Origin of the sequence: Sphingomonas sp., from assembly GCF_042091075.1 — a bacterium.
Classification (GTDB): domain Bacteria; phylum Pseudomonadota; class Alphaproteobacteria; order Sphingomonadales; family Sphingomonadaceae; genus Sphingomonas.
The window spans coordinates 1-19053 of record NZ_JBELIE010000018.1 but is presented as its reverse complement, the minus strand read 5'-3'; the positions used below and the strand labels follow the sequence as shown (position 1 = coordinate 19053).

The following is a 19053-nucleotide window of genomic DNA, read 5'->3' as shown; positions in this document are numbered from 1 at the left end:
CGTCAGCCGCCGCCGATAATCTTGTCGCGCATCATCTGGCTGGCACGGAAGGTCAGCACGCGCCGCGGCGCGATCGGCACTTCAATCCCGGTCTTGGGGTTGCGTCCGATGCGCTCCCCCTTGTCGCGCAGCACGAACGTGCCGAAGCCCGAGATCTTCACATTCTCGCCGTTGGACAGCGCCGTGCACATCTTTTCAAGAATCTGTTCGACCAGTCGTGCCGAGTCCGCGCGCGACAATCCGACCTGCCGATGCAGCGACTCCGCGAGATCTGCCCGCGTGAGCGTGCCTGCCTCCGTCATTTCCGTCCTCTTCCCCCAAAAAGGTTGGCAACGTCGAATGTTAGTCCGTCATTCCCACCATGTCGATCGGCTTAACGAACCTGATAGAGGTTAAACCCTAATCACCGCGGCGCCCCAGGTGAACCCCCCACCCATCGCCTCGAGCACTACAATCTGTCCCGGAAGGATGCGACCGTCGCGCATCGCGGTATCCAGCGCGAGCGGCACCGATGCGGCGGAGGTATTCGCATGCCGATCGACCGTCATCACCACCTTGTCCGCCGGCAGCGACAGCTTGCGCGCGGTGGCGTCCAGGATGCGGGCGTTCGCCTGGTGCGGCACCACCCAATCGACCGCCGAGGTCGACAGGCCGGCGGCCCGCAACGCCTCCTCCATCACCGCGGCAAGGTTCACCACGGCGTGGCGGAACACCTCGCGCCCCTTCATCCGCAGCTTGCCGACGGTGCCGGTGGTCGAAGGACCGCCATCGACATAGAGCAGCTCGTTATGTCGCCCGTCCGCGTGCAGCCGGGTGGCGAGGATGCCCTGCGCCGCCGGATCGCCGGCGTCGTCCGCGGTATCGCGCGCTTCCAGCACGACCGCGCCGGCCCCGTCGCCGAACAACACGCAGGTGGTGCGATCCTGCCAGTCGAGGATGCGGCTGAACGTTTCCGCGCCGATCACCAGCGCGCGACGCTGAACGCCGGATCGCAGCATCGCGTCCGCAACCTGCACCGCATAGAGGAAACCCGAACAGACCGCAGCGACGTCGAAGGCGACGCAGTCGTCGATGCCCAGCATCGCCTGCACCTTGGTCGCGGTGGCGGGAAAGGTCTGGTCGGGCGTGGCGGTGGCGAGCACGATCAGGTCGATGTCCTGCGCGCGGAGACCGGCGGCGGCCAGAGCCGCCTTGCACGCATCGGCCGCGAGCGTCGCGGTGGTTTCATCGGGGCCGGCGATATGGCGAAAGCGGATGCCAGTCCGTTCGACGATCCACTCGTCCGTCGTATCCACCTGCTGCGCAAGTTCGGCATTCGATACACGGCGCGCCGGCAGGGCGGAGCCGGTACCCGTCAGGACCGAACGGATCATGCCGCCGCCTTCGATTCGAAATTGCCCAGATCCTCGGCGATCCGCCGGGCGAGATCGGCTTTCACCATCTTCGCGGCATTGCCGATCGCGGTGGCGACGCCGCGTTCGTTCGCGCCGCCATGGCTTTTCACGACAAGCCCGTTGAGCCCCAGGAAAACAGCGCCATTGTGATTGTTCGGATCGAGGTGATCGCGCAGCAGCTCCGTCGCCGGGCGCGAGATCAGGAAGCCAAGCTTCGAGCGTACCGAGCTGCGAAAGGCGCGCTTGAGCAGGTCGGCAACGAAACGCGCCGTGCCCTCGGCGGTCTTCAGCGCGATATTGCCCGAGAAACCGTCGCAGACGATCACGTCATGTTCGCCGCGCGACAGCCGATCGCCCTCGACGAACCCGGCGAAGGTCATCGGCAGATGCGGGCCCTTTCGCAGCATCTGCGCAGCGTCTCGAATCGCCTCGGTGCCCTTCTGATCCTCGCTGCCGATGTTGAGCAGCGCGACTCGTGGCGAGGCGAGGTCGAGGGTGGTGCGCGCATAGGCCGCCCCCATCACCGCGAACTGCACAAGGTTGCGGGCATCGCACTCGGTGTTCGCGCCGAGATCGAGCACCACCACGTCATTCTCGCCCAGCGTCGGCAGCAGCGCGGCCAGCGCGGGTCGATCGATCCCGGGCATCGTCCGCAACGACAGCTTCGCCATCGCCATCAGCGCGCCGGTATTGCCGGCGGACACCGCGGCGCCGGCGCGGCCCTGCTTCACGCAGTCGATCGCGATGCCCATCGACGTCGTCCGCGCCCGGCGCAACGCCTGGCTCGGCTTCTCGTCGCCCGCGATCACGTCGGGTGCGTGGACGATCTCGCTGTGCTGCGACAGATTGGGGTGATTCGCCAGCCCCGCCCTGATCGCGGTCTCGTCGCCCACCAGCAGGAAGCTGATGTCGTCGTAGCGGCGGCGGGCACGCGCCACGCCGGCCAGCATGACCGCCAGCCCCTCGTCACCGCCCATCGCGTCGATGGCGATCCGGGACCTGTCGGACATCACTGGCTATCGCTCCTGATCAAAGTAGGCGGCGTCGATTCCCGTTCAGGCCTCGACCGCAACGACCTCGCGGCCGTTATAATGGCCACAGGCGGTGCACAGATTGTGGGGGCGCTTCAGCTCACCACAATTCGGGCATTCCTGGAACGCCTCTACCGAGAGAGCGTCGTGCGCGCGGCGCATGCCACGGCGGGAGGGAGAAGTCTTTCGCTTGGGGACGGCCATCGCGGCACCTTGATCTGTCTATAGTTCAAAAACAACGACGGGCCGGTGCACGGTAGCAGCGCGGTCGACACAATCGCCGGCCGCGGCTGGCAGCCGGGCATCGGCACGCATCGCGAAGAACCGCGCCTATAGCGATTTTCCTTCTGGTTGCAAGCGGCGCGCGGGGGTGGCACGGTTGCGACGCCGGAACGATCGCCCGGTATATAAGCGAGGGGGAGGGGAAAGATGATCCTGCCGGTGACGCTGACGATGGCCGCCGCGGCCGCGGTGCTGAACCTGTGGCTGGCGATGCGAATCGTGCCCGGGCGGATGCGCGGCAAGATCATGCTGGGTGACGGCGGCGATCAGGCGATGTTCGCGCGCCAGCGCGCGCATGCCAATTATACCGAATATGCGCCATTCGTGGTGCTGCTGATCGGCGCGATCGAACTGGCGGGCGGTTCGCCGACGTGGCTGTGGGTCGCGGGGGCGACGTTCGTGCTGTCGCGCGTGGCGCACGGCCTGGGAATGACCCGGCCCGCCCCCAATCCGCTCCGCGCGGGCGGCGCGATGCTGACCTGGGTGATCCTGGCGCTGCTGGCCGGGTGGGCGCTGGCAATCGCTTATGGCGCCGCCGCGCACCCCGCGACCGACACGATCCAGCTCATGCCGGCGCGCGCGGCGCAGCGATAGCACGCATCCCCGTCAGGCGGACATCGCCGAGTCGCTGACGAACATGTTCCACTGCCGCTCATGCGCGAAGGTACTGGGTTTGCCGTGACCGGGGATGAAGGCGGTATCGTCGCCGAGCGGCCACAGCTTGTTGACGATCGTTTCCAGCAATTGCTTGTGGTTGCCCTGCGGCAGGTCCGTCCGTCCCACCGACCCCTGGAACAGCACGTCCCCCACCTGCGCGAAGCGTGACGGCGCGTGATGGAAGATGACATGGCCCGCGGTGTGCCCGGGGGTATGGTAGACATCGAGCGTCAGCGCGCCGACCGTCACCGTATCGCCATCGTCGAGCCAGCGGTCGGGTTCGAAGGGCACGCCGCGAATGCCCCAGTTGCGCCCGTCATCCGCCAGCCGCGCCAGCCAGAAGCGGTCGTCCTCGTGGGGCCCTTCGATCGGCACGCCCAGCGTTTCGGCAAGCGGCTTCGCCTCGCCGGCATGGTCGATATGGCCGTGGGTCAGCAGCACCTTCTCGACCGTCACGCCATGTTGCGCGATCGCCGCTTCGATCTTCGGCAGGTCCCCGCCCGGATCGATCACCGCCGCCTTCATCGTCGCGGTGCACCAGATCAGCGTGCAATTCTGCTCGATCGGCGTCACCGGGATGATCGTCGCGCGCAACGGCGGCTGTGTCATTCGTTCATTCTCCGTGGATAGGTCGAGGCGGGCGTCACGGCGGACAGGATCCGGATCACAGGGGCCAGCTCACAGGGACCAGATCTAGGCGGGGCATCACGGCGACGCAACGGCGTGCGCCCCGTCGCGCGATGCTTGCCGCGGCGAGGAAGGGCGGGCATCAGGAACCGACGATGGTCGCGCTTGCCCCCCAGCCCCCCGTTCCGCCCGCCGGAACGCCGTTCGTGCTGCTTGACGATGCGCGGGCGGGGGGCGCCCCGGCGCGGCTCTACACCGGCCCGCGCCATATCCTGGTCGCCACCGAAGCATCGCAGGTCCGCGCGGTGATCGACGCCGCCAGCACCGATACGGCGGACGCCGCCGGCTTCCTGTCCTACGCCGCCGGGGGCGCATTCGAGCCGCGCGCGGCGGACCCGCACCCCTGCCCCACCCCGCTCGCCTGGTTCGGGCTGTTCGACGGCTGGCGGACGATCGACGATGTCGCGTCATGGTTGCCCGACGCCGCCGGGGCGGCGCTGGGGCCGCTCACCCCGGCGGTCAGCCATGACGATTACGCCGCGATGTTCGACGCGGCCCAGGCGCTGATCACCGCGGGCGACCTGTACCAGCTGAACCTGACGTTTCGGGCCACCGTGCCGGTGCTGGGCGATGCGCTGGCGCTTTATGCCCGCCTGCGCGGCGCGGCCGGGGCTGGCTGGGGGGCGATCGTCGCCACGGGCGATCAGCTGCTGCTGTCGTTCTCCCCCGAATTGTTCGTCGCGGTCGACGGTGACCGGCTGACCTGCCGCCCGATGAAGGGTACCGCGCGCCGCGATCCCGATGCCGCGCGCGATGCCGCTGCCGCGGACACGCTGGCGGCCGATACGAAGCAGCGTGCCGAAAATCTGATGATCGTCGATCTGATGCGTAACGATCTGGCGCGCGTCGCTGTCGCGGGCAGCGTGGACGTACCCGCCCTGTTCGCGATCGAACGCTATCCGACCGTGCATCAGATGACCTCGACCGTCACCGCGACGCTGGCACCGGGCCGCGACGTGCGCGATGTGCTGGCCGCGCTATTCCCCTGCGGGTCGGTCACCGGGGCGCCCAAGGTGCGTGCGATGCAGGCGATCGCCGCGATCGAGCGCGGCCCCGCGCGCGGGCCCTATACGGGCGCGATCGGGCGGATCGATCGCAGCGGCGATGCGATGTTCAACGTCGCGATCCGAACCCTGCTGATCGATCGCGACGCGCGCGAGGCGACGTTGGGCATCGGTGGCGGGATCGTCGCCGATTCGCGCGTCGACGACGAATGGGACGAGGCGATGGCGAAGGCGGCGTTTCTCGATGCCGCGCGAGCGTCAGGCGACCTGATCGAGACGATGGCCTTCGATCCGATCGAAGGCATACCTTTGGTCGAGCGCCATCTGGAGCGGATGAAGGGCAGCGCGCTGCTGCTGGGCTTTGCCTTCGATCGACACGCGACCCGAAACGAATTGCAGGCGGCCACCTTTCGCCTGCGCGAACCGGCCCGGATACGGCTGTTGCTGGCGCGATCGGGCGCGATCGCGATCGAGGTCGCGCCGCTGCCGCCGGTGCTGACGCGGCCGTTGCGCGCGGTCGCCGCGCGGCTGCCGGTGGCGCGCGACGACTGGCGCCTGCAGCACAAGACCACCGATCGCGGCTTCTGGGATCGCGCGCGACGGGCGACGGGCGCGGACGAAGTCGTGTTCGTCGATCCGGCGGGGACGCTGACCGAGGGCAGTTTCACGAATATCTTCGTCGCCCGGGGCGACTACCTGCTGACACCGCGGGCCGGCCCGCTGCTGCCGGGCGTGCTGCGCGCCGAACTGCTGGCGACCGGGCGGGCGATCGAGGCGGATCTGACCGTGGACGATCTGCGCGATGGTTTTCTGCTCGGCAACGCGCTGCGCGGCCTGATGCCGGCGGTGCTGACGGTTGCACAATGAAGCGCAAGGTCGCATAGGCGCGCACGCAATTTTCTACCGAAGGCGCCGATCCATGCAGACTTCCGCCGCGCTCGATCGCATCAACCCGTCGCCGACGCTGGCGATCACCAGCCGCGTGCTGGAACTGAAGCGGGCGGGTGTGGACGTGATCGGCCTGGGCGCGGGCGAGCCCGATTTCGACACCCCGGACTTCGTCAAGGAAGCCGCGATTCAGGCGATCCGCGACGGAAAGACCAAATATACCAACGTCGACGGCACCCCCGAGCTGAAGGAGGCGATCGTCGCCAAGTTCAAGCGCGACAACGCGCTGGATTATACGCCGGCGCAAGTGACCGTGAACGTCGGCGGCAAGCACACGTTGTTCAACGCCTTGGTCGCGACGCTGGACGCGGGCGACGAGGTGATCGTGCCGGCCCCTTATTGGGTCAGCTATCCCGACGTGGTGCAATTCGCGGGCGCAACCCCGGTGATCGTGCCTGCGGGTGCCGAATTCGGGTACAAGCTGACGCCGGCGATGCTGGAGGCGGCGATCACCCCGCGCACCAAATGGGTGATCCTCAATTCGCCCTCGAATCCAACCGGCGCCGCCTATTCGGTCGCGGAACTCAAGGCGCTGGGCGAGGTGCTGGAGCGACATCCGCACGTGTGGATCTTCGCCGACGATATGTACGAACATATCGTCTATGACGACTTCCGCTTCGCGACGATCGCGGAGGTGTGCCCGTCGCTGTACGACCGCACGCTGACCGTGAATGGTTGTTCCAAGGCCTATGCGATGACCGGCTGGCGGATCGGCTTCGCCGCCGGCGCGGGGTGGCTGATCAAGGCGATGGCGAAGTTGCAATCGCAATCGACCAGCAATCCCTGTTCGATCGCGCAGGCGGCGGCGGTGGCGGCGCTGACCGGCGACCAGTCGTTCCTGAAGGACCGCGCCGCCGCATTCCAGCAACGGCGCGATCTGGTCGTCTCGATGCTGAACCAGGCGGATGGCATCCACTGCCCGCGCCCCGAAGGCGCCTTTTACGTCTATCCCGACGTGTCGGGCGTGATCGGCAAGTCGACCCCGGCAGGCAAGCGGATCGATGACGACAGCGATTTCGTCACCTATCTGCTCGACGACGCGAAGGTGGCCGCGGTGCAGGGCATCGCCTTTGGCGTGTCGCCCGCGATGCGGATCAGCTATGCCACATCGGAAGCGTTGCTGACCGAGGCATGCCAACGAATCCAGACGGCTTGCGCGGCGCTGCGATAGTTTTCAGGGCGGAAACAATCGCTTTCCATCGTTGATATATGCCGGCAACGCCGCCGGGCCTATATCGACGCCGGATGAACGGCGACCCAAGCGCCGGTTCATCCTGACAGGATTAGAGACGATCCATCGGATGGCCGCCTGACGGTGGCCTCCGTTGCGTTCGATCACGCCGCACAGACGGCCGCATAGACGAGAGACGACCCATGACCCGATTGTTCAAAAGCAGCTTCATTCGCCAGTTCGCCGGTGGCTTCGTGCTCGGTGCGATCGGGATGATGGGTCTGCACATCACCCAGCCGCAAATGCCCACGACGCCCTATGCCGCGTCGACGCAGGTGGTGCGCTGATCCACTGACGCATCGCCAGAATGCCGGCGCGCCACACCCCGGCACGCCCTCTGGCACGCGGCGGTCGCACCCCCTATCTTGGCTTCATGACGCTTCGCTACCCGCTCGCGCTGACACCGCTGTTCCTCGCCGCCTGCGGCCCCGCCGCGGCCGAGCGTGCCGTTCCCATCCCCGCCGCGGCGCAGGACGTGCCCGCCGCCGGTGCGCCCCAGGTCGCGGTGCTGGCCGGGGGCTGCTTCTGGGGCATGGAAGCGGTGTTCCAGCAGGTGAAGGGCGTGCGCGACGTCACCGCCGGTTATGCCGGCGGCACCAAGGCGACCGCGCGCTATGATGCGGTCAGCAGCGAAACGACCCGCCACGCGGAGGCGATCCGGATCAGCTACGATCCGCGCGTCGTCAGCTATGCCACGCTGTTGCGGGTCTATTTCTCGATCGCGCACGATCCCACCCAGCTGAACCGACAGGGACCGGATAGCGGCAGCAGCTATCGCTCGGCGATCTTCCCGCAATCCGCGCAGCAGCGTGCGGTGGCGGCCGCCTATATCGCTCAGCTGACGAAGGCCCATGCCTTTCCGGGCGCGATCGTGACGACGCTGGAACAGGGTGCCTTCTATCCGGCGGAAGCCTATCATCAGGACTTCTTCCGCCGCCATCCGACCCATCCCTATATCGTCCGCTGGGACAAGCCGAAGGTCGCGGCGTTCCGCGCTGGCTTTCCCAAGCTGGCGGTGTAAGCGAGCGGCGGCATCTCGCTATCCGGTGAGGGCGGTCTGCCCGCCGCCCGTTACCGGCATGTTCCCGGACCCATCGGGCCTCCGGCGTCAGTCGCCGACCGGGCCCGCCGTGTCGCCAATCCGTCGCGCCGCATCCGCCAGCAACACCGGCACGCCCGCCCGGACGGGATAGGCCAGCCCAGCCGCGTCCGACACCAGCTCCCCCGCCGCCACGTCGTGGCGCAGCGGAGTGCGCGTGATCGGGCAGACCAGCCGCTCCAGCATCCAGGAGTCGATCGCCGGCGCCGCGCCGCTCATTGCAGCGTCACCCGATCCTCGCCGTCGTGGCGACCGAAAAACTGCATCAACTGCACCAGCAGCTCGGCGCGTTCGGCGATGCCCGGCGCCTCCAGCAGCGCCTGCTTCGCGGCAACATCGAACGGCGCGATCTGCGCGATGCCATTGACCAGGCTGCTGTCGTCAAGCCGGCCGACCGCCTCCCAATCGACGGCATAGCCTTGCGCCTCGGCAAAACGGCGCGATTCGAGTTCGAGTGACGACCGCGCCGCCAGCGCGAGCACCTCGTCGCGCGGCGACGGCATCAACATCGCCTCGACCTGTCGGAACGGCGTCGTCACATCCAGTTCCTCGATCACCCGAAACAGCGACAGGCCCTCGAGGATCAGATTGTAGCGTCCGTCGTCCAGCGCCTCCACCTCCGCGATCCGCCCGACGCAACCGACATCGAATAACGCGGGGCGATCGCGATCGGGGCTGTCGGTGCGCGGCTGGATCATCGCGATACGACGATCGCGGGCGATCGCGTCGGACACCATCGCGCGATAGCGCGGCTCGAAGATGTGGAGCGGCAGATGCAGCCCGGGGAACAGCAATGCCCCGGGCAACGGAAAGATCGACAGCCGGGTCGTGTCGCCTGGCATCAGCCGAACAGCACCGCCGACAATCGCCGGCGCTGCGCCGAGACCCAGGGATCTTCCAGCCCGACCACCTCGAACAGCTTCAGCAACTGCTGCCGTGCCGCGCCGTCGTTCCAGTCCCGCTCGCGCTTGACGATGTCGAGAAAACCGTCCGCCGCTGCGTCGCGATCGCCCGCCGCCATCCGCGCATTGGCCAGATCGTAGCGCGCCTGCAGATCCTCGGGATCGCGCGCGACCGCCGCCTCCAGCGGGGCAAGATCGTCGACGGCGGGCGCCGACTGCGCCAGCGCGAGCGCCGATTTGGCGCGCGCGATATCCGGCAAGGTCGCGACGTCCGCCGGCAAAGCGTCGATCGCCGCCGCCGCCTCGTCGGTACGCCCCGCCGCGACCAGCGCGCGGATCCGGCCCGACAGCACGGCATGATGCTCGGGCGCCATGTCCGCCAGTTGATCGAAGATCGACAGTGCGCGCTCGGCATCGCCCTGTGCCAGCACGTCCTCGGCCATCGCGATCAGCGGCTCCAGCTCCGCTTCCTGCGACTGGGCCTCACCCTGGATCGGCAATTGCCGCAACAACTGGTCCAGCGTGGTGCGCAATTGCGACTCGGTACGGGCGCTGGTCAGGTCGGCGACCAATTGCCCCTGGAACATCGCATAGACCGTTGGGATCGAGCGGATCTGGAATTGCGCGGCGATGAACTGGTCCTTGTCGGTATCGACCTTCGCCAGCACCACGCCCTTGTCAGCATATTCCGCCGCGACCTTTTCGAGCACCGGGGCGAGCGCCTTGCACGGCCCGCACCATTCGGCCCAGAAATCGATGATGACGAGCTGCGTCATCGACGGCTCGACGACGTCGGCACGGAAGCGCTGGATCGCTTCCTTCTCTGCCGGTGACATTCCTAGCGTGGCCAAGCGGGCGCTCCTGTTCCAAGTGTCGCGCCCTTATGTGGGAAGGCGGCGGGGGATACAAACCCCCCGCCGCCCCACCGGATCACCCGTGCATCAGAAGGCGGCGGTGATCGTGAACACCGCGGTCGACCCCGCGATCGAGCTGCCGTCCTTCGTCGAGGCGAAGTTGGGGAAGATATAGGCCGATTCGGCGTTGCTGATGTCAGTGTCGACATAGGCAGCGCTCAGCGTCAGCGGGGTGCCCTTGATCGCCAGATCCGCACCGAGCAACCAGTCCCAATAGGCCCCGGTCGGTGCAGCGCTGGTGCCGTTGGGCCCCAGTCCACGATTGCCGTTCGAATGGCCGATATGCGCCTTCAGCGTCAGCGGGGTTCCCGGCAGCGCGGTCGACCCGTCGCCCCAGACGTACAGATTGTCATTCCCCTTGCCCGGATTCTGCGGCGTCCCGGCGGCATAGGAGGCGGCGTCATTGTACCATTGCCCCAGCGCCTGCTGCTTCGGTGCATAGGCGACGCCCGCCAGCAGGCTGACCGGCCCGGCGGTGCCCGACAGTTTCACGAACGGTTCGGCGAAATCGGTTTTCGACGCGCCACCCGGATACATGTACCAGGTCAACCCGACGTCCAGGGCGCCACCCGCCCCGATCGGCATCTTGTACCCGCCGATCAGATCAAGCTCCATGTTCGAGCCGCCGAACGTGCCCCAGCCGGACAGGTTCGATCCCCAGGCGCCGACATACACGCCGCTTTTGTGCGCGATCGTGAAGCCGCCCTGGATCGCGCCTTCCTTGTCGGTCTGCGAAACGCCACGCAGACGATAGTCGGTGGTCAGCCCGACGCTACCCGTCACGGTGATCGGCTTGGGGGGGTCGGTGTCCTGCGCTGCCGCGGGAACAGCCGCGACGGCCAGCATCACGGCGGGGAGACAGAAAACGTACTTCATGGAACCTCCTGTGGTGCAGAGGCTCCTCCTGCTATGTGATCCGCGCCCGCTCTCTCCCCACACGAAAAAGGGAGGGCAGCCGCTCGGCCACCCCCCCTGCGTATGCAACGCGCTTTTCAGAAATATTTCTATAATGTGTCGAAATGTGTCTTAGTGGTTTGCCTGCGCCAGTGTGGCGATCCGGCCACGCGCGCCGGTGATCTCGATACGCGTCCCGCTGGCGCGACGGCGTTGGAACCAGTCACGCAGCATTTCGGCGCTGGTGTGGTCGACCGCGTCGAGCCGCGAGGCGTCAATCCGTACCGGGGTGCCCGCCGGCACGCGATCGAGCGTCTCGCTGAGGCGCGGCAAGGTCACGAAGGTGGCGGTGCCATCCAGCGTGATGGCATGCGCGCCGCCTTCGCTCGTTTCCAGCACCTTGAGCCGCAACCGGCGCAGATGCGGCACCAGCTCCAGCATCGTCAGCCCGATGCCGACCAGCACGCCGGTCAGAAGATCGGTCGCCACCACCATGATCAGCGTCGCCGCCCAGATCACCACCGGCAGCATGCCATAGTCGCGGAACAGGTGGCGGGCGTGTTTCAGGCTGACCAGCCGCCAGCCGGTCACCACCAGGATCGCGCCCAGCGCCGCCATCGGAATCATCGTCAGCACGAACGGCAGCGCCGCGACGAAGCCGAGGATCCACACGCCGTGCAATATCGCCGACAGCCGCGTCGCAGCGCCCGCCTGGACGTTGGCCGAGCTGCGCACGATCACCCCGGTCATCGGCAGCGCGCCGGCGAAACCGCACAACAGGTTGCCGATGCCCTGCGCGCGCAACTCCTTGTTGTAATCGGTGCGCACGCCGTCGTGCATCTTGTCGACCGCCGCCGCCGACAGCAGCGTCTCCGCCGAGGCGATGAAGGCGATCGCCACTGCGGCCGCCACCACAGACGGATCGAGCAGCCGCATGAAGGCATTGCCGGTCGGCGGCGCGATCGCCGCGACGATCGAATCGGGCACCTGCACCCGCGCCACATCGGCCCCGATCAGCACCGCCAGCGCGGTGCCGACGACGACACCGACCAGCGCGCCGGGCAACAGCCTCATCGACGCCGGGCGCCATTTCTCCCACGCCAGCATCGCCGCGATCGTCGCCAGCGCGATCGCGAAGGCGAATTCCGCCGCCTGCCAGTTCGTGGCCGACAGCCCGAACATGCGCCCTGGCGCCGCCGCCAGATTCTGCAGGCCGCTGGGCAAGGGGCGATGATCGAACAACACGTGGAACTGGCCAACGACGATCAGCACGCCGATCCCGGCGAGCATGCCGTGCACCACCGCCGGGGAGATCGCCTTGAACCAGCCGCCCAGCCGGAACACCCCGGCCGCGACCTGCACCGCGCCGGCGACGACGAGGATCGGGCCGAGCGCGCTCAATCCCTGATCGCGGACCAGCTCGTACACGATCACCGCCAGACCGGCGGCGGGGCCGCTGACCTGCAACGGCGAACCCGCCAGCGCACCGACGATGATGCCGCCGATGATCCCGGTGATCAGCCCCTTTTCCGCCGGCACGCCCGAGGCGATCGCGATCCCCATGCACAGGGGCATCGCCACCAGGAAGACGACGATCGAAGCGGTGAGGTCACGCCCGAGCAGGCGGACTTCCGGTTTTGACACACCGGGGCGTGGCGGGACGGGACGGATGTCGTCCGCTCCAGAGGCAAGGGAAGCCATGGCGACGATCTCTCCTAAAGGCCAATCGTCCAGTTCCTAAGCCGCCTGCTTTGCTGACGTCCGACGGCTTTGTGACATTTGGTTGCGGACGCAAACGCCCGCGCGGCGCGGCGATACGCTCGATCGGCAGTTCCGGCGGTAGCATCGCCAATGCCGTCAACGTCAGAGAGGGCGCATTGCGCCGCGACCAGCTGCTGGGTGAACGCCGGACCTCATCGAAGCGAGCGATCGACGTCTAGACATCATGCCCCCCCTACCCGCTGCTAAGAAGGGCATCGAAATAGGCGATTGTCTTGATCAGGCCGTCACGCAACGGCACCTTCGGCTCCCAATCCAGCGTTCGCTGCGCCTTTCCAATATCCGGTTTTCGCTGCATAGGGTCATCTTGCGGACGGGGATGCGCCACAATGCGCGAGGCAGAGCCTGTCAGCTCTATCACCTGCTCTGCCAGTTCCCTGATCGTGAATTCGACCGGATTTCCGAGGTTGATGGGCCCGACGATGTCATCCGCCGTGTCCATCAGACGAAGGAATCCCTCAATCAAATCCTCGTAGTAACAGAACGAGCGGGTTTGCGAGCCGTCGCCGTAGAGCGTGATCGGCTCGCCTCTCAACGCCTGGATAATAAAATTGGAAACTACTCTACCGTCGCCGGGGTGCATGCGAGGTCCATAGGTATTGAAAATCCTAGCGACCTTGATCGAAAGATGATGCTGCCGCCGATAGTCAAAAAAGAGCGTCTCCGCACAACGCTTTCCTTCGTCGTAGCATGACCGAATGCCAATCGGATTAACGTTCCCCCAATATTCCTCGGTTTGTGGATGGAGGACGGGATCACCATAGACTTCGCTCGTCGATGCTTGAAAGATCTTGCACCGCAACCGCTTCGCCAACCCCAGAAGATTTATGGCCCCGAGAACACTTACCTTCGTCGTTTGCACTGGATCATGCTGATAATGAATCGGCGAGGCGGGGCATGCGAGATTGTATATCTCATCGGCTTCGATGTACAACGGAAAGCAAACATCGTGCCGAATGAATTCGAAACGGGGATGGTTTCGCAGATGCGCGATGTTCGCCTTATCTCCGGTAAACAGATTGTCGATACAGACGACTTCGTCGCCGCGATCAATCAATCGATCGATGAGATGGGATCCAAGGAAACCGGCACCACCAGCAACAGCAACTCGCCGGCTACGATTATAATTGGGCATCTATCTAATACATCCAGAATGATGGAAAGTCATGCTGTCACCGCAGATGACGTGGTGACCAGGGGGAAGCGCCGTTAGGGGGTTATCTAGCTATTGGGCTGATACTCCGGGACGATCGCCGCCAGGACAGACCGGGCGCCGACCGCATCGCCCGCAAGGGCATAGCTGTACATCGCCTCCAGCATACCTCGCAGCTTGCTCTGCTCGATGAAATCTTCTCGGGCACGCATGATCCGCGGATGCGGCGACGGCTGCGGATTGTCACCGATCAGCAGCTCCTCATAAAGTTTCTCGCCCGGACGCAACCCCACGATCCTGATTTCGATGTCGCCGTCCGGATGAGTGTCGTCTTTCAGGGTCAGCCCTGATAGACTGATCATGTTACGGGCAAGATCGATGATGCGAACAGGCTCCCCCATATCGAGCACGAAGAGATCACCACCCGTCGCCATAGCTCCGGCCTGAATGACGAGCTGCGCCGCCTCCGGAATCGTCATGAAGTAGCGAGTCATCTCAGCATGGGTGAGCGTGACAGGCCCCCCCGCCAGAATCTGCGAACGGAACAATGGAACGACCGATCCGCTGGAGCCCAGCACGTTTCCGAACCGCACCATGGAGAAACATGTTTTGGTGTGATCCTGGGCAAGCGCCTGCAAAATATTCTCAGCCGCACGCTTGGTCGCCCCCATGACATTCGTCGGGCGCACGGCCTTGTCGGTGCTGATCAACACGAAACTCGCCACGCCATGTCGAAGCGCCGCCTCGGCAACGTTCATCGTACCAAAGGTATTGTTGAGAATGCCTTCGGTGATATTGGCCTCAACCAAAGGAACGTGCTTGTACGCGGCCGCATGGAAGATCGTTGAAGGGCGCCATTTTTCAAGAACTGCATCAACACGATCGCGATCCCGGACCGACGCGATGATCGGTACCAATTCGGTCTTCTCCGCGGAGCAACGCCGCTCAAGATCTTGATGAACGGCATATAACGCGAATTCGCTGACATCGAGGAGCAACAGTACCGCAGGATCATAAGGTAAGATCTGCCGGCAGATTTCCTGCCCGATCGATCCGCCCGCGCCGGTTACGAGAACGACCTTCCCGTCGATATTCTTGCGCATCAACGCTTCATCGGGCGCGATTGGGGTTCGCCCCAGAAGGTCGTCGATGTCCACTTCATGCAATTCGCTCGTCGACACTTTGCCGCGCGCGATATCGAGAACAGCGGGTAGCGTCTGGACGCGGAGGCCAAGAGTCTTAAGTCCCGAGACGATTTCCGCGCGCCGCGCTCTCGAACACGAAGGCATTGCGAGCAGAATATCGGAGACGCTGAAACGTTCGGTAATCCGATTGATCTCATCTCCGGCATAGACCGGGAGGCCCATAACGGTTCCACCGACGAGATTCCGATCATCGTCAACGAACCCTATCAGATGCATTCCGCGCGAATCGGCGATGGCCGAGGCAAGCTGTCGTCCCGCCGATCCGGCCCCATAGATTAGCGTACCCGGCTTTGAGGCGCTCCCATTGAGCCACTGCGGCGATCCGGTCAGCCAATGCTGTACAAGGATACGCGAGGATGCCACCATCAGAAGCAGAAGTAGCGGCTGGATGATCCCGATCGTCCGCGGCACCTGCGCGATACCATAGAAGGTGAAGACGCAGCAATAACACGCCCCATAGATCGCCACAGCCCGTGCGATCGTCACGATCGCAGGCCATCCAGTGTAGCGGAAGATAGCCCGATACAATCCGCAGCGAACGAAAATCGGCAGGGCAAAAACGATCGCCGTCAGGGTCGGGATCAGAAGCTCATAGCCGTCGCGCGGGATCTCACCGATGCGGAGGAAAAAGGCGCACCATGTCGCCGTGATGATGAGCACAGTATCGAAGCATAGCGCCGCAGCGCGCTTCGCGTTTCGCGGCAACGCGATCACATACGAAGAAACAGTGCTCTTCGTCATCGTCGGCGGCAATTCAGCGAGCGTAGTCCGCGAAATTGCGGGATTTTGGTGGATCAATGGTGGACACCACTTCTTGTCAACACGCTGCGAAACGTGAGCCATAAAATCTTCAGGTCGAACGCCATTGTATGCCGCTCCAGATACTCGCGCTCGTAAACCACTTTCTCGGCGATGCTTAGGTCGTCACGCCCATTGATTTGCGCCCATCCTGTAATTCCGGGTGTCAGGCGGTGGACATCATACCGGGTCCGCAACTCGACCAGATCGTCCTGGTTGAACAATGCCGGCCGCGGTCCCACAAACGTCATGTCACCGCGCAGCACGCTGATGAGCTGCGGCAGTTCGTCCAGACTCGAAGATCGTAACACCCCCCCCACCGGGATTAGCACGGACCGCGGATCGACAAGAAGATGGGTCGCGACTGCGGGCGTATCCCGCCGCATCGTACGAAATTTCGGCATCGAGAACAGAACGTTGTTCCGGCCCACGCGCCTCGACCAATATAATATCGGTCGCCCGTCGGTCACCACGATCGCGATGGCTACGCCCATCGCGATCGGCAAAACGATGGGCAGTGAAATGAGCACCACGGCGATATCGAACAGGCGTTTCAGCATAGACCCGAACCAGTTTCACACCGCCTTTAGCCGCGAAGGCGACCCGAAGGAACCCGGCCAAAATCGCTTGCCGATCCCGATGCAATCTTCACATAGCGACGGATATGGCAAGCTCCTGGCCCCCAACCGCGATTATCGGCGGCAACAGCTCCATCGCGCGGCACCTGCTGCGCCTGCTGCCGGGGGCGCGCTGCATCGCCCGTCGCGGCGCGCACGAAGGGACGATATCTGTCGGCCGCTATGCCGATGTCGAAGCGTCCCACCTTGCCGGCGCGGAAGTCGTCATCAATTGCGCTGGCATTGTTAGCGGGGAGGCGGACGCGTTGCGGGCCGTCAACGTAGAGCTTCAGCGGCGATTGGCGGAAATCGCGCACCAGGCGGGCGCCCGTCGCTACATCGCGATCAGTTCGTTCTCAGTGTTCGGCCCGAGAACGTGGATCGACGAGCACAGTCCTGAAGATCCGCACGACGATTACGGCGCCTCGAAACGCGATGGCGATAAGGCCTTGCGCCGCCTTAATGCTTACGGTTTCGAGACGGTATCGGTGGCGTTCCCAGCAATCATCGGAACCACGCGGCCCGGGAAAGTAGAACGGATGCTGCGATGGTGGCGCCGGTTTCGCTTTCTGCCCACCCCCCATCCGGACATCCGGCGATCGATGGTCGGCGCGGAAGCTGCCGCTCAGGTTCTTGTTGGCGTAGCCCGGAGCGAGCGATCCGGGCGTATTCTGGCGGCAGACCCCGTTCCGTTCAGTTTTCAAAACGCCGCATCCTGGCTTCGAGAGGACGCCGGGTTCGAACTTTATCGCCTGCCGGTGCCCCAGATCGCCACCGAGGTTCTGCGCAAGGCCGCTCCGAGATTCCATGCATCGATGATGTCGGATAGCCTGCTAGACCCACAATCGAATGTCGCGGTTAGCCAAGGCTGGCGAAGCACACTGCGGCGCGAACTCGTCGGAAGCGTCGTATCGGGAGTAAGCAAATGAAACCGACCCTCCGGATTGTCTCAGAGCTGTATTACCCGGAGACGACATCGACAGGCTATTTCGTCACGGGCATCGCGGAGGGTCTTGCGAAAATCGCGCGTGTGAGCGTCTTGTGCAGTCGCCCCACCTACAGCGAGCGGGGGCAAGCCGTCGCTTGGAAGGAGGAGCATGCCGGAGTCAGCATACGGCGTGTCCGATGCACCTCCTTTGCCAAGGACTGGACGCCCGGCCGTGTTGTCAACATGGTGACTTTCAGCCTGCTGGTGTCGCTCCACGCCCTGTTTCACTTTCGCCGCGGCGACATCGTCTTGGTCCTCACCAATCCACCACTGGCAAGCTTTCTGCTGGGATGGGTGATCCGGCTACGTGGCCTGCGTGGCATTATCCTTGTCCACGACGTTTATCCCGAGGTTCTCCACGCCACAAAGCATGTCCGCCCCGGCGGCCGCGCCGATCGGTTATTGCAGCGGGTGATGCGGTGGGTATTCGCGTCCTATGCCGACATCGTCGTGCTCGGCCGCGACATGGCCGAATTATTCCGCCGAAAGGTCGGCGAGAATGCACCCATCACCATCATTCCCAACTGGGGTGATCCGGACGAGGTGCACCCGTGGACGCGCGCGGAAAATCCCTTCGCCCGCGCGCATGGTCTGCTCGGGCAGACGATCGTGCAGTTTTCGGGCAATCTCGGTCGGACGCACGATATTGAGGTGGTGCTCGCCGCAGCGCGGCGGCTGCGTGCACGCACGACCTTGCGGTTTCTGTTCGTTGGCTACGGTGGAAAGACTGGCATGATCGCCAATGCAACGAAAGACCTGCCCAACATCCAGTTTGTGCCGCGTCAACCGCGCGACATGCTGGGCCCGATGCTGGCTTGCTCAGACGCGACACTAATCGCCTTCACTGACAACATGCTCGGCGTATCCGTCCCCAGTCGCATGTACAACGTGATGGCGGCGGCAGCACCGCTCGTCGCACTTGCGGACGAGCGATCCGAACTGGCGCAAGTCGTCCGGGAAGAGAAATGCGGCTGGGCCCTACCGACCGGCGATGTCGACGCGCTGTGTACCCTGCTGGAATATATCGACAGCGAACCTGGCCGGGCCGATGCGGCCCGCCGCGGGGCGGCCGGGCGGCAGGCAATGCTTCAACATTACACCAAGGGCGCGGTCGTTGACCGCTTTGCAACGCTGATCACTTTGCCGGACCGATCGTAGGCAATCGCTTCGACATCCTGTCACGGAAGGTGCTGATTTTATACCCAATGTGGGTTGCAAGATTGCTTCGACTCTCTAGGACTTGCGCTTCAGCAATCGGAGAGGACGTTTATGAGCACCAAAGTAGCGTGCAAGCTTTGCGGCTCGGCCGACGTGAAGCCAATTTTTTCCGAAGCAACGCGTGGAAAGCAATATACCTCCTACCATTGCCCTGACTGTGATCTCTATCAGACTCTCGGTGACGTGGCGCCCGTCTCGCCAGATTACATTGACCTGACAGCCGATGATCTTACCGACGACCATATATACCTG

The 19053-nt window shown here is 64.6% G+C and carries 22 protein-coding genes; 9 read left to right on the top strand and 13 right to left on the bottom strand.

What is annotated here, in order from left to right; all coding sequences use genetic code 11:
* Positions 1-2: 2 nt before the first annotated feature.
* The 4 genes from ACFDSW_RS03415 to rpmF form a co-directional block, all read right to left on the bottom strand.
* A complete protein-coding gene (locus tag ACFDSW_RS03415; RefSeq protein ID WP_375248873.1) occupies positions 3-302 on the bottom strand; it encodes an integration host factor subunit alpha in 300 nt (99 codons plus the stop codon).
* A 90-nt stretch (positions 303-392) separates the two neighbouring features.
* Positions 393-1373: a beta-ketoacyl-ACP synthase III gene (locus tag ACFDSW_RS03410; protein ID WP_375248872.1), complete on the bottom strand. Its 981-nt coding sequence runs from the start codon at positions 1371-1373 to the stop codon at positions 393-395.
* Positions 1370-2404 (bottom strand): phosphate acyltransferase PlsX, encoded by a 1035-nt coding sequence (gene plsX, locus ACFDSW_RS03405; RefSeq protein WP_375248871.1) that lies wholly within the window; start codon positions 2402-2404, stop codon positions 1370-1372. The genes ACFDSW_RS03410 and plsX overlap by 4 nt, the downstream gene beginning before the upstream one ends.
* A gap of 45 nt (positions 2405-2449) precedes the next feature.
* Positions 2450-2629, bottom strand: a complete 180-nt coding sequence (gene rpmF / locus ACFDSW_RS03400) for a 50S ribosomal protein L32 (protein WP_375248870.1) — start codon at positions 2627-2629, stop codon at positions 2450-2452.
* Positions 2630-2854: 225 nt separating this feature from the next.
* Here rpmF and ACFDSW_RS03395 point away from each other — a divergent pair, with 225 nt between their 5' ends.
* Entirely contained in the window at positions 2855-3301 is a 447-nt protein-coding gene (locus ACFDSW_RS03395; RefSeq protein WP_375248869.1) for an MAPEG family protein, read from the top strand.
* A 12-nt stretch (positions 3302-3313) separates the two neighbouring features.
* Here ACFDSW_RS03395 and ACFDSW_RS03390 read toward each other — a convergent pair whose 3' ends face one another.
* A complete protein-coding gene (locus ACFDSW_RS03390; RefSeq protein WP_375248868.1) occupies positions 3314-3973 on the bottom strand; it encodes an MBL fold metallo-hydrolase in 660 nt (219 codons plus the stop codon).
* Between the two features lie 173 nt (positions 3974-4146).
* Between ACFDSW_RS03390 and pabB the strand changes: the two genes are divergently transcribed.
* The 4 genes from pabB to msrA all read left to right on the top strand — a co-directional run bounded on the left by pabB (position 4147) and on the right by msrA (position 8255).
* Positions 4147-5922 carry an aminodeoxychorismate synthase component I gene (gene pabB, locus ACFDSW_RS03385; protein WP_375248867.1) on the top strand — a complete coding sequence of 592 codons (1776 nt, stop codon included), beginning with the start codon at positions 4147-4149 and terminating at the stop codon, positions 5920-5922.
* 52 nt (positions 5923-5974) lie between these two features.
* Positions 5975-7174 carry a pyridoxal phosphate-dependent aminotransferase gene (locus tag ACFDSW_RS03380; protein ID WP_375248866.1) on the top strand — a complete coding sequence of 400 codons (1200 nt, stop codon included), beginning with the start codon at positions 5975-5977 and terminating at the stop codon, positions 7172-7174.
* A gap of 203 nt (positions 7175-7377) precedes the next feature.
* Complete coding sequence (locus tag ACFDSW_RS03375) at positions 7378-7521, top strand: hypothetical protein (protein WP_375248865.1); 144 nt, start codon at positions 7378-7380, stop codon at positions 7519-7521.
* Between the two features lie 86 nt (positions 7522-7607).
* A complete protein-coding gene (gene msrA / locus ACFDSW_RS03370; protein ID WP_375248864.1) occupies positions 7608-8255 on the top strand; it encodes a peptide-methionine (S)-S-oxide reductase MsrA in 648 nt (215 codons plus the stop codon).
* A gap of 87 nt (positions 8256-8342) precedes the next feature.
* On the opposite strand, the gene ACFDSW_RS03365 is transcribed toward msrA, so the two are convergent.
* From ACFDSW_RS03365 to ACFDSW_RS03345, 5 genes are all read right to left on the bottom strand, one after another.
* Positions 8343-8552, bottom strand: coding sequence for a Trm112 family protein (locus ACFDSW_RS03365; protein WP_375248863.1), 210 nt, complete (start codon positions 8550-8552; stop codon positions 8343-8345).
* Positions 8549-9175, bottom strand: a complete 627-nt coding sequence (locus ACFDSW_RS03360; RefSeq protein WP_375248862.1) for an LON peptidase substrate-binding domain-containing protein — start codon at positions 9173-9175, stop codon at positions 8549-8551. Before ACFDSW_RS03360 ends, ACFDSW_RS03365 begins: the two co-directional genes overlap by 4 nt.
* Positions 9175-10071: a tetratricopeptide repeat protein gene (locus ACFDSW_RS03355; protein ID WP_375248886.1), complete on the bottom strand. Its 897-nt coding sequence runs from the start codon at positions 10069-10071 to the stop codon at positions 9175-9177. Before ACFDSW_RS03355 ends, ACFDSW_RS03360 begins: the two co-directional genes overlap by 1 nt.
* A gap of 105 nt (positions 10072-10176) precedes the next feature.
* On the bottom strand, positions 10177-11025 hold the full coding sequence (locus tag ACFDSW_RS03350; protein ID WP_375248861.1) for a TorF family putative porin: 849 nt from the start codon (positions 11023-11025) through the stop codon (positions 10177-10179).
* A 150-nt stretch (positions 11026-11175) separates the two neighbouring features.
* On the bottom strand, positions 11176-12744 hold the full coding sequence (locus ACFDSW_RS03345; RefSeq protein ID WP_375248860.1) for a SulP family inorganic anion transporter: 1569 nt from the start codon (positions 12742-12744) through the stop codon (positions 11176-11178).
* 50 nt (positions 12745-12794) lie between these two features.
* On the opposite strand from ACFDSW_RS03345, the gene ACFDSW_RS03340 reads away from it, so the two are divergent.
* Positions 12795-12983 (top strand): hypothetical protein, encoded by a 189-nt coding sequence (locus tag ACFDSW_RS03340; protein WP_375248859.1) that lies wholly within the window; start codon positions 12795-12797, stop codon positions 12981-12983.
* Positions 12984-12997: 14 nt separating this feature from the next.
* On the opposite strand, the gene ACFDSW_RS03335 is transcribed toward ACFDSW_RS03340, so the two are convergent.
* The 3 genes from ACFDSW_RS03335 to ACFDSW_RS03325 all read right to left on the bottom strand — a co-directional run bounded on the left by ACFDSW_RS03335 (position 12998) and on the right by ACFDSW_RS03325 (position 16538).
* Complete coding sequence (locus ACFDSW_RS03335; protein WP_375248858.1) at positions 12998-13957, bottom strand: UDP-glucuronic acid decarboxylase family protein; 960 nt, start codon at positions 13955-13957, stop codon at positions 12998-13000.
* Positions 13958-14043: 86 nt separating this feature from the next.
* Positions 14044-15921, bottom strand: a complete 1878-nt coding sequence (locus ACFDSW_RS03330; protein ID WP_375248857.1) for a polysaccharide biosynthesis protein — start codon at positions 15919-15921, stop codon at positions 14044-14046.
* Between the two features lie 53 nt (positions 15922-15974).
* Complete coding sequence (locus tag ACFDSW_RS03325) at positions 15975-16538, bottom strand: sugar transferase (RefSeq protein WP_375248856.1); 564 nt, start codon at positions 16536-16538, stop codon at positions 15975-15977.
* A gap of 104 nt (positions 16539-16642) precedes the next feature.
* On the opposite strand from ACFDSW_RS03325, the gene ACFDSW_RS03320 reads away from it, so the two are divergent.
* The 3 genes from ACFDSW_RS03320 to ACFDSW_RS03310 all read left to right on the top strand — a co-directional run.
* A complete protein-coding gene (locus ACFDSW_RS03320; protein ID WP_375248855.1) occupies positions 16643-17524 on the top strand; it encodes an NAD-dependent epimerase/dehydratase family protein in 882 nt (293 codons plus the stop codon).
* Positions 17521-18741 carry a glycosyltransferase family 4 protein gene (locus ACFDSW_RS03315; protein ID WP_375248854.1) on the top strand — a complete coding sequence of 407 codons (1221 nt, stop codon included), beginning with the start codon at positions 17521-17523 and terminating at the stop codon, positions 18739-18741. The genes ACFDSW_RS03320 and ACFDSW_RS03315 overlap by 4 nt, the downstream gene beginning before the upstream one ends.
* 111 nt (positions 18742-18852) lie before the next feature.
* On the top strand, positions 18853-19053 hold a 201-nt coding region (locus ACFDSW_RS03310; RefSeq protein ID WP_375248853.1), incomplete at its 3' end, for a hypothetical protein.